The organism is Streptomyces sp. NPDC054956 (assembly GCF_053609185.1).
In genome coordinates, this window is sequence record NZ_JBSGXB010000304.1 from 1 (window position 1) to 8,946 (window position 8,946).

Sequence of the window (8,946 nt, forward strand, 5' to 3'; positions counted from 1 at the left end):
GAGCCCGGACCGCGCGGTGCCGGGGGCGCGGCCGCCGCCCCGGCGGCCCCGGTCGCGGCCGCGGCCCGTCGGCGCGGCCGCCATCCGCCGCGCAGCGCCGCCAGCAGGGCGTAGTTCTCCGCCACGAAGACCCGGCCCGGCCCGCCGGACGGCTCCGGGACCCGCTGGCCCGTCAGGTCCAGGTACATCGCCCGGACCACGTCCAGTCCGCCCGCGTCCGTGAACAGCCGGAACTGCGCCCCCGGCCGGGGGTTGAAGTCCACCAGCCGGAAGACGCCCCGCTCGTCGCGGCGGAAGTCGAGGTCGAGGATGCCCTGGTAGCCGAGCCGTTCGGCGAGGCGCAGCCCGGCCTCCTCCACCGCCGGATCGGGCAGCCACCGTCCGACCGCCGTCAGGCCCGTCCGTACCGGCCAGGACAGCTCCTTGCGCCCCGATCCGGTGATCAGCGGATGGCCTCCCCGGGCGAACGCGCCGTGGAAGAACCAGTCGGTGTCCGGCCCGGCCGGCAGGAACCGCTGCAGCAGCAGCCGGCTCCCCGCCTCCGCGGAGCGCTCGTACAGCCGCCGCGCCTCGGCGGCCGCGTGGACCAGGGTGGTGCTGCGCAGGCCCGCGCCCGGGGGCAGCAGCCACGGCCGGCTCCACTTGGCGATCACGGGCAGGCCCAGCCGCCACGCGGCCTCCGCCGCCTCGGCCCCGCTCGCCGGGATCACGGTCTCCGGGTGCGGGACGTCCCACCGCGCGCACAGCCGGGACAGCTCGGCCTTGTCCGCCACCCGCGCGGGCAGGTTGTCGGGCTGATGGGGGATCCGGAAACGGTCCGTCAGCATCGGCGCGACCCTCGACACCGCGATCGCGCTCAGATCGTCCATCGCGATGAGCACCGCCGGCCGCCCGATCCGCTCGGAGACCCCGGTCAGGCACTCCAGGAGCGCCTCGGGCGCCTCGGGGTCGAGCCCTCCGGACGGCCCGGGGTGCACGGCACGCAAATAGCGCGAACGCCCCATGGGACCTCCCCCGGCCTCGACGACGGCATGGACCTCCACGCCCTCCCGCCCAAGGGATCTGACGGCGCCGAGGGTTCCGTGGTGGAACGGATTCCGATCGAGTCTGAGCAGAACTGCGGGCACTTGGCTGGGATGCGCGTACATGGAAACGGTGTCTTTCACCTAGTCGGACCAAGCAAGGAGGGTGCGCACCTGCGAATGGCCTATGTGGAGATCCCCGGACAGGCCATTCGTCAGATCTGATGTCTAACGTCTTTGGTAAGCACACCGATTCAGGAAAGCTCGGGAGACGCCATGCCCAGACCACGTCGCCGACTGGCGAGCACCTGCATCGGTACGGTCACGGCCGGACTGCTCGCCACCGGGGCCGCCCTCGCGGCCCCCGAGGAACAGCGCGCGGGCTCCGACATCGCCATGGGCGCCTATCTCGACTACGGGCCGCCGGGAGTGGCCCGGATCCCGTTCCTGTCGCACTGGCTGGGCGGCAAGGAGATCCGGGTCGGGCACACCTATCTGCCCGGTGACCAGTGGGCCGGCATCGAGGGCGGCGTCAACTTCCTCGACGACTGGGCCGAATGGCGCCGGGCCCGGGACGACCGGATGTTCGTCCTCAACGTGCCCATGCAGGAGCGCAACGAGGACCGGGTCCCCGACTACCAGGTGGCCCAGCTCATCCGGGCCGGCGCGGACGGCCAGTACGACCGGCACTTCAAGAAGCTCGCCGAGCGGCTGGTGGCGCTGGGCGTCCCGGACACGGTGATCGTGCTCGGCTGGGAGATGAACGGCATCACGTACACCCACCGCTGCGGGCCCGACCCGGAGAACTGGAAGGCGTACTGGAAGCGCATCGTCAACACGATGCGCGCCGTGCCCGGCCAGAAGTTCAAGTTCGATTTCACCCCGAACCGCGGCAGGGACGCGATCGGCTGGACCCGGTGCTACCCGGGCGACGACGTGGTCGACATCGTCGGGATGGACTCGTACGACCAGGCTCCCGGGCGGACCTTCGACGACCAGATCACCCAGCCGTTCGGGCTCCAGCAGCACGTGGACTTCGCGAAAGCACACGGCAAGGAGATCTCGTACCCGGAGTGGGGGCTGTTCCGCAACGGGGACAACCCGGAGTACGTGCGGCGCATGCTGAAGTGGATCGAGCAGCAGAAGCCGCTCTACCACACCATCACCGACTACTGCCCGCACGGTGTATGGCAGTGCAAGCAGAACCCGGAGTCCTCGAAGGCCTTCCGTGACGCGCTGCTGCCGCAGCGGCCCGACCCGGTGATCCCGACGCCGCCCGTGGTCCCGACCCCGCCGATCCCCACACCCGTGGTCCCGACCCCGCCGATCCCCACGCCGGTGGTGCCGACCCCGCAGATCCCCACACCGGCCATCCCGACGCCGGTCGTCACACCTCCGCCGATCGTCGTCCCGAGCCCGGTCGCCCCGAGCCCGGTCGCCCCGAGCCCGCTGGTCCCGAGCCCCGTCGAGCCGAGCCCGGTCGCCCCGAGCCCCGTCGTCGAACCGAGCCCGGCCGTGCCGAGCCCCGAGGTCAGCCCGGTGGTTCCCAAGCCCGACCCCGTGGTCCCGTCCCCCGTGGCCCCGTCCCCCGTGGCCCCGTCCCCCGCTGTCCCGTCCCCGGTGCCGTCGCCGCTCGTCCCGAAGCCCGATCCGAGCCCGCCGACCAAGCCGACCAAGCCGACCGAGCCGCCCGTCAACAGCAAGCAGTGGTGCGTGCCGCTCAACTTCGGCGAGTGGCTCTCCAAGCTGGTCGGCAAGCAGTCGGTCTGCGTCAAGGTCGACTGGGGCAAGGACTCCGGCTTCTGGCCCTTCTAGGCGGGGCGGTCGGATCATCGGACCCGCAGTTCGTTGAGCCGCGCCCGCCAGTCCCTGGCGGCCGGCAACGCCTCCCGCAGCGCGTCCACCGCCCGCTCGCGCCCCGTCACCTGCGACTCGTGCAGTCGCAGCAGGGGCGCGAGCGCGGTCCTGGCCATCAGGAAGCGCTGGTTGACCACCGTCTCCGGCCGCCAGTGGTTCTTGTACGGTTCGTTGCCGCGCAGGAAGCTCACCACCGGGCGGCCTTCGGCCAGCGCGCGGCCGGTCTCGTAGCGCAGCAGCAGCGTCGCCACGTCGACCTTCCGGTCGCGCAGGTCCGGGTCGGCTCCGTAGAGGTAGCCGCCGCTGAGCGCGCCCGACAGCAGCGTGAGGTTGGCCGCGACCACCTTCCCGTCGAGCCGGAACTCGGCCAGCCGGCCCTCCCCGGCCCGCACCATCCGCCGGGTGGCCCGGGTCAGGTGCTCGGCGAAGCGCGGCTTGAGGTGCTCGGGGGTCACCCCGCGGCCGCGCCACTGCTTCTCGTGCAGCCGCAGCAACGTCCGTACGGCACGCGGCACTTCCTGCTCGGTGACCTCGTGCTCCTCGATCCCGGCCGCGTCCGTCTTGCGGAGCTTGGCCCGCACCCGCTGCGCGCCCGAGGCCGGCATCCGCTTGACCAGCTCGTCGAACGGCAGGACGGGCAGCTCCATGCAGGTGGAGTCGGCCAGCTTGCTGCCGATCCCGGGCCACGCGGCGTACACCGCCTCGGCGGCGGCCCCCGGCCGTACCTCGCGCAGGTCCACGACCGCGCCCCGGGCGGCCCGGTGCAGACCGTGGGCCAGCGCCGGGACGACCTGCTCGGCGTGCTCGGCCGCGACCAGGACGTCGAAGTAGTCGGTGATGCCCCCGCCGAGCGGTACGAGCAGCGGCAGCGGCCGGTGTACGAGCATCAGCGCGGCGGCGCCGACCAGTTCCCCGTCGCGCCGCACGAGGACGATCCGGAGCCGGCCGTCCTTGCCGTAGGAGAGCCACCAGGAGTGCAGCCACGCGTGGCTCTGGAAGGGGGTGGCGGTGGGGCAGCCGCGGACGAGCCGGTTCCACGGCTCCTCCAGCGCGGCGAACTGCCGGGGATCGCGGCACAGCGTCACCGACAGGGCCCCGGCGGAGCCGGACGTCATCGCACGGGCTCCTTCTCCTTGGTCTCGCTGTGCTCGCCCTGCGCGGGCAGCGAGGCGAACTCGCCGACGACGACGGCTGCCGGCTCCTCGCCGCCGCCCTCGCCCTCGCCCTTGCGCCGCGCGGGCCGGGCCAGCAGCCACAGCCCGCCCAGCAGCCCGCCGGCGCACAGCCCGACGGCCCCGCTCAGCGCGGGCGACGCCGAGGCGGGCTCCGAGGGAGCGACGGCCTGGTTGAAGAGGAGCAGCTGCACGCCGGTGTTCTTGGCGGCCTGGTTGCTGCTCAGCGACAGCGCGTCGGCGACCGCGTTCGCGATGTCGGCGGCCTCGGACGCGCTCTTCGCCGTCCCGGTGATGGCGATCATCGGGGACTCGGGGGAGGTCTCGGCACGGACCTGCGTGCGCAGCTGCTGTACGCCGACGCCCGCGCGGGGCTGGGCGTACGCGAGGGTGGAGCTGCTGGTGGCGATGCGGGCGTAGGCCTGGGCGAAGCCCAGCGCGGTGGCGGGCTCGGTGGTGTCGTCCGGAACCGCGACGACGTAACTGGTAGCGGCGTACTCGGGGGCCTTGAGCACCCCGTACGCCCCTCCGGCGGCCAGCCCCAACAACGCGGCGGCGGGCAGCGGCCACCACGCGGGGGGCGGCATCATCCGTACCCGGCGCCGGTGGGTGGACTTCTTCTGATCGGCGGTGTCAGCCATGTGCGTGCCTCTTTCCTGGTGGAGGGGTGGTTGGTGCGAGTCCCGTACGGGACCCCCTGCGGGATCGGATCAGCCGGTGTCGCCGCCCCCGACGGGCCCCAACGGGCCCTCGCCGGCGCGGCCCGCGAGGCTCGTCGCCTTCGCGGACCCTTCGGGCCGCCCCCGGCCCACGGCACCACCGGCCGCCGCTTCCGCCCCGGCCTGCGGCACGTGCACGGACGACCCGGAGGCCACTCCCGGCCCCACCGGCCCACCGGCGGCCACGTCCAGCCCCGCCGGCGCTTGCGGCGACCCGGGGGCCGCATCCAGCCCCGCCGGCGGTCGCGGCGCGCCGGGGGCCACATCCAGCCCCGCCGGCGTTTGAGGCGCGGGGGTCCGGGGGCCGGCCTCCGGCAGCGGCGCCGCGCCGTGCGGCTCCGGCACCCTCCCCTGTGCGGCGGGCAGGGGGGCGACCGGGGGCCGGCTGCCGGCTCCGGGGCCGCCCGGGGTCGGGGTGGCGGCGGGGGCCGCCGTCGGGGTGGCGGCGCGGGCGGCCGGGGACGCGGTGGCCATCGCCAGGGCGTAGACGGCTCGGAGCTGCTCCGCGCTGCGCGCGATGTCGTACCGCCGGACCACCGCGGGCGGCGGCAGCCGACGCGCGCCCGCCTCCATGTGCCCGCGCAGCGCCGCGACGAGCTCCTCCGTGCCGGTACCGATCCGCCGCGCCCCCGGCGCCTGCGTCGCGGGCAGGTCGTCGATCGCCGGGCACGTCACGTGCAGCACCGGCAGCCCGGCGGCGAGCGCCTCGACGACCGCCAGCCCGAACGCCTCCTCCCGCGAGGGGGACACGAAGACGTCCATCGCGGCGAGCAGCGCCGGGATCCCGGGGGTGCGGCCGTCCGCGCTGTCGCCCAGCGGGTCGCGCTCCCCCAGCAGGTGGATGCGGCTCTGGGCCCCCAGCTCCGCGGCGAGCAGCCGCAGCGAGGCCCGTTCGGGGCCGTCCCCGGCCAGCAGCAGGTGCGCGCCGGGCAGCGCCGCCACCGCCCGCACCAGCGAGTCGAACCGCTTGCCCGGCACGAGCCGGCCGACGCCGCCGACCACGAAGGCCCGCTCCGGCAGCCCGGTCCGGGCCCGGGTGGCCCGGCGCACTCCTTCGTCGAAGCGGAACCGCACGGCTTCGATCCCGTTCGGCACCACGTGCACCCGCCCGGCCGGCACCCCCCAGGCCTCCAGACGGGCCGCCACCGTGTCGGACACGGCCACCGTCGCCGCACCGAGCCGCTCGCTCGCCAGGTACAGCCCCCGCACCCCGCGCGTCAGCGGCCGGCCTTCGATCTCGCCCTCGCCCAGGGAGTGTTCGGTGGCCACGCTCACCCGCACGCCCGCGATCCGGGCCGCGAGGCGCCCGTACACGCAGGCCCGGTACAGGTGCGTGTGGACCAGGTCGTAGCGGCCGCGCCGGATGAACCTGACCATCCGGGGAACTGCCCCCAGGTCCCGGTTGCCGCGCATCCCGAGGTGCACGACCCGGACCCCGTCGGCCCGCAGCCCCTCGGCCACCGGCCCGGGGTTGGTGAGCGTCAGGACGTCGCAGCGCATCGGCATGTGCCGCAGCAGCAAGCGGAGTTGCTGCTCGGCGCCGCCGACGCCCAGTCCCGTGATGACGTGCAGGACCTTCTCGGGGCTCACAAGTGCACCGCCCGCCGCAGCTCCCGCACCTGGTGGCGCAGTTGCTTGATCCGCAGTCGCGGGCCGCCGTCGGCCTGGCTGATGTGCGTACGGGGCATCGCGTGCGGCCCGGCGAGCCGTCCGGGGTCGATGGCGCAGGCGTAGTCGTACCCGGCGGTCCGGGTCGCGGCGACGACCCGGGCGTCGAGGTGCCCGTACGGGTAGCAGAATCCGGCGGGCAGGGTCCCGGTGAGTTCCCGGATCAGCTCGCGGCTGCCCCGCAGTTCCTGCTGGAGCACGTCGTCGGGGGCCGCGGTGAGGTCCTGGTGGAGCAGCCCGTGCGAGCCGATCTCCTGTCCGGCGGCCGCGACTTCGCGGATTCCCTCGGCGGTGAGCAGGGCCTTGCGCGGTCCGAGCGGGTCCCAGACGTTGTCGACGCCGAGCCGCCCCGGCAGTACGAAGAGGGTGGCGGTGCAGTCGTAGCGGCGCAGCAGGGGCAGGGCGCGGGTCAGGAAGTCGGCGTAGCCGTCGTCGAAGGTGAGGCCGACGAGCCCGGCGCCGTGCCCGGCGGCGCGGGCCCGGAGCAGTTCGCCGACGGACACCCCGCGCAGGCCCCGGGAGCGCAGCCACAGCAGCTGGGCCTCCAGCGCGTCGGGGGTGACGGTGATGCCGTACGGGTCCTCGGCGGGATCGGTGAACCCGGCGACGGAGTGGTACATCAGGACCCACGGCGATGCGGTCCGGCGGGTGGGGAGCACCGCGGCGGGGGGCGCCGTGTCGGTGTCAGCGGACATTGCGGAACCTCTGGGTGAGCTGGGAGGTGAGGTGAGCGGTGAGCTGTGCGATCTGGCCGGGCAGGGCGATGACTTCCAGTGCCCGTATGGCCATGCCGGTGGCCCCGAACATGGCGGGGACGAGCAGGCAGCCGAGGACGGCGCTGACCAGCGGGTCGGGGATCATCGGCCCGGCGATCCAGCCGGTGGCGCAGGCGGCGACGGCGGCGACGGAGAGCCGTCCGATGCTGACGGCGACCCGCCGGACCTGGATGGCGATGATCCGCGAGCCGAGTCCGGTGAGCAGCAGCACGGCGGTGGTGGAGATGCCGGCGGCGTTGGCCGCGGCGATCCCGTAGGTGCCCCACCAGCCGACGGCGAAGGCTCCGGCCACGATGTTGACGAGGAGCCCGGCGCCCATCGCGAGCGCCGGGAACCAGGTGGGCCGGGCGGTCGAGAAGAAGGGCCGGGACAGGGCCCCGACGAGACAGTGGCCGAGCAGACCGAGGCCGTAGACCCGCATGACGTCGGCGGTGGCCTCGGTGTCCTGGTGGGTGAACGCCCCGCGTTCGAAGAGGACTTGGATGATCTGGGGCGCGTACCCGATGACCAGGGCGGTGCCCATGAGGACGGCGAGCGAGGCGAGCGCGAGGTCCTGTTCGACGCGGCGGCGGGCCTTCTCGCGTTCCCCTCCGGCCATCGCCTGGGCGACGACGGGGAAGGTGACGGTGCAGATCATCAGGGACAGCACCATCGGCATCTGGGCGACTTTTTGCGCGTAGTTGAGGTGCGAGATGGCGCCGGGCGGGAGCGAGGCGGCGAGGAACCGCTCGACCAGGACCTGCGACTGGCGGAACACGGCGAAGAAGATGACGGGGGCGATGACCCCGAAGGCGATCAGCGTCGGCCGGTCGCGGTCCCGCTGGCTGCGCGGGGCGCCCTTGGCGCGGGGCGGTCCGAAGCCCACGTTGCGGATGAACGCGGGCAGTTGGACCAGCGCCATCAGCATCCCGCCGACGGCGACCCCGGCGGCGGCGGCGCGCACCCCCCACAGGGCGTGCAGGGCCACCATGGTCCCGATGATCCCGACGTTGTACGAAACGTAGATGGCGGCGGGCGGCACGAAGGAGCGGTGTGCTCTGAGGGCGGCGCTGAAGTAGCCGGCGACCCCGAAGGACAGCACGGTCAGCGCGGTCATCCGGGTGCATTCGACGGCGAGTCCGGGGTCGGGCAGCCCGGGTGCGAGCACGCCCACGACGAGCGGCGCGGCGACGATGAGCACGGAGGCCACGGCGGCCAGGAACACCGCGAGCCGCGGCAGCGTCGCCCCCACGAGCAGGCGTACGGGATCCTGCGCGCGGGCCTCCTTGCGGGTGAGCCCGGCCCTGCTGGCGGCCCGGCGGGCCAGGGCGTGGCTGAACGCGGGCACCATCAGCAGGGCCATGGCGTCCTCGATCAGCAGCGTCGAGGCCATCTCGGGGACGGTCCAGGAGATGAGGAAGGCGTCGCTGTCGTGGCCGGCGCCGAAGAGGTGCGCGATGGTCTGGTCCCGGACCAGCCCGAAGACGGCCCCGGCGGCGGTCAGTCCGGCGGTCACGGCGGCCGCCTTGGCCAGGGCGCTCCCGCTCCCGCTCGCCGCGCGGGAACCGTCGGCCTGAGCGGCCCCGGAGCCACGCGGCCCGGTCCGCACGGGCACCGGCGCCACGCCGGCCGGCACCCCGCCCGCCGGGGCCGGGCCCTTCGGCGGCGGCACGCCGGGCCCGCCGTCAGCGGCGGGCCCCACGGGCGGGACGGGCGGGTGCTGCGGACGGCCCGCAGCCGCGGCGACCTCGGT

6 protein-coding genes and 1 pseudogene are annotated in these 8,946 nt (G+C 74.6%); 1 reads left to right on the top strand and 6 read right to left on the bottom strand.

The window, feature by feature from the left end; genetic code table 11:
- Positions 1 to 1,148 (bottom strand): carboxylate--amine ligase (locus ACWGDE_RS32065; RefSeq protein WP_453392549.1); only part of this gene is annotated, 1,148 nt, incomplete at its 3' end.
- A gap of 150 nt (positions 1,149 to 1,298) precedes the next feature.
- On the opposite strand from ACWGDE_RS32065, the gene ACWGDE_RS32070 reads away from it, so the two are divergent.
- Positions 1,299 to 2,837 (top strand): glycosyl hydrolase, encoded by a 1,539-nt coding sequence (locus ACWGDE_RS32070; RefSeq protein ID WP_453392550.1) that lies wholly within the window; start codon positions 1,299 to 1,301, stop codon positions 2,835 to 2,837.
- A 14-nt stretch (positions 2,838 to 2,851) separates the two neighbouring features.
- Here ACWGDE_RS32070 and ACWGDE_RS32075 read toward each other — a convergent pair whose 3' ends face one another.
- The 5 genes and pseudogenes from ACWGDE_RS32075 to murJ form a co-directional block, all read right to left on the bottom strand.
- Positions 2,852 to 3,994, bottom strand: coding sequence for a GNAT family N-acetyltransferase (locus ACWGDE_RS32075; protein WP_453392551.1), 1,143 nt, complete (start codon positions 3,992 to 3,994; stop codon positions 2,852 to 2,854).
- Positions 3,991 to 4,692: a lipopolysaccharide biosynthesis protein gene (locus ACWGDE_RS32080; protein WP_453392552.1), complete on the bottom strand. Its 702-nt coding sequence runs from the start codon at positions 4,690 to 4,692 to the stop codon at positions 3,991 to 3,993. Before ACWGDE_RS32080 ends, ACWGDE_RS32075 begins: the two co-directional genes overlap by 4 nt.
- A gap of 522 nt (positions 4,693 to 5,214) precedes the next feature.
- A pseudogene (locus ACWGDE_RS32085) lies at positions 5,215 to 6,360 on the bottom strand (glycosyltransferase); the annotation flags it as partial.
- Entirely contained in the window at positions 6,357 to 7,133 is a 777-nt protein-coding gene (locus ACWGDE_RS32090) for a polysaccharide deacetylase family protein (protein ID WP_453392553.1), read from the bottom strand. The gene ACWGDE_RS32090 and the pseudogene ACWGDE_RS32085, both read right to left, overlap by 4 nt.
- Positions 7,123 to 8,895, bottom strand: coding sequence for a murein biosynthesis integral membrane protein MurJ (gene murJ / locus ACWGDE_RS32095; protein ID WP_453392554.1), 1,773 nt, complete (start codon positions 8,893 to 8,895; stop codon positions 7,123 to 7,125). The genes ACWGDE_RS32090 and murJ overlap by 11 nt, the downstream gene beginning before the upstream one ends.
- Positions 8,896 to 8,946 lie beyond the last annotated feature (51 nt).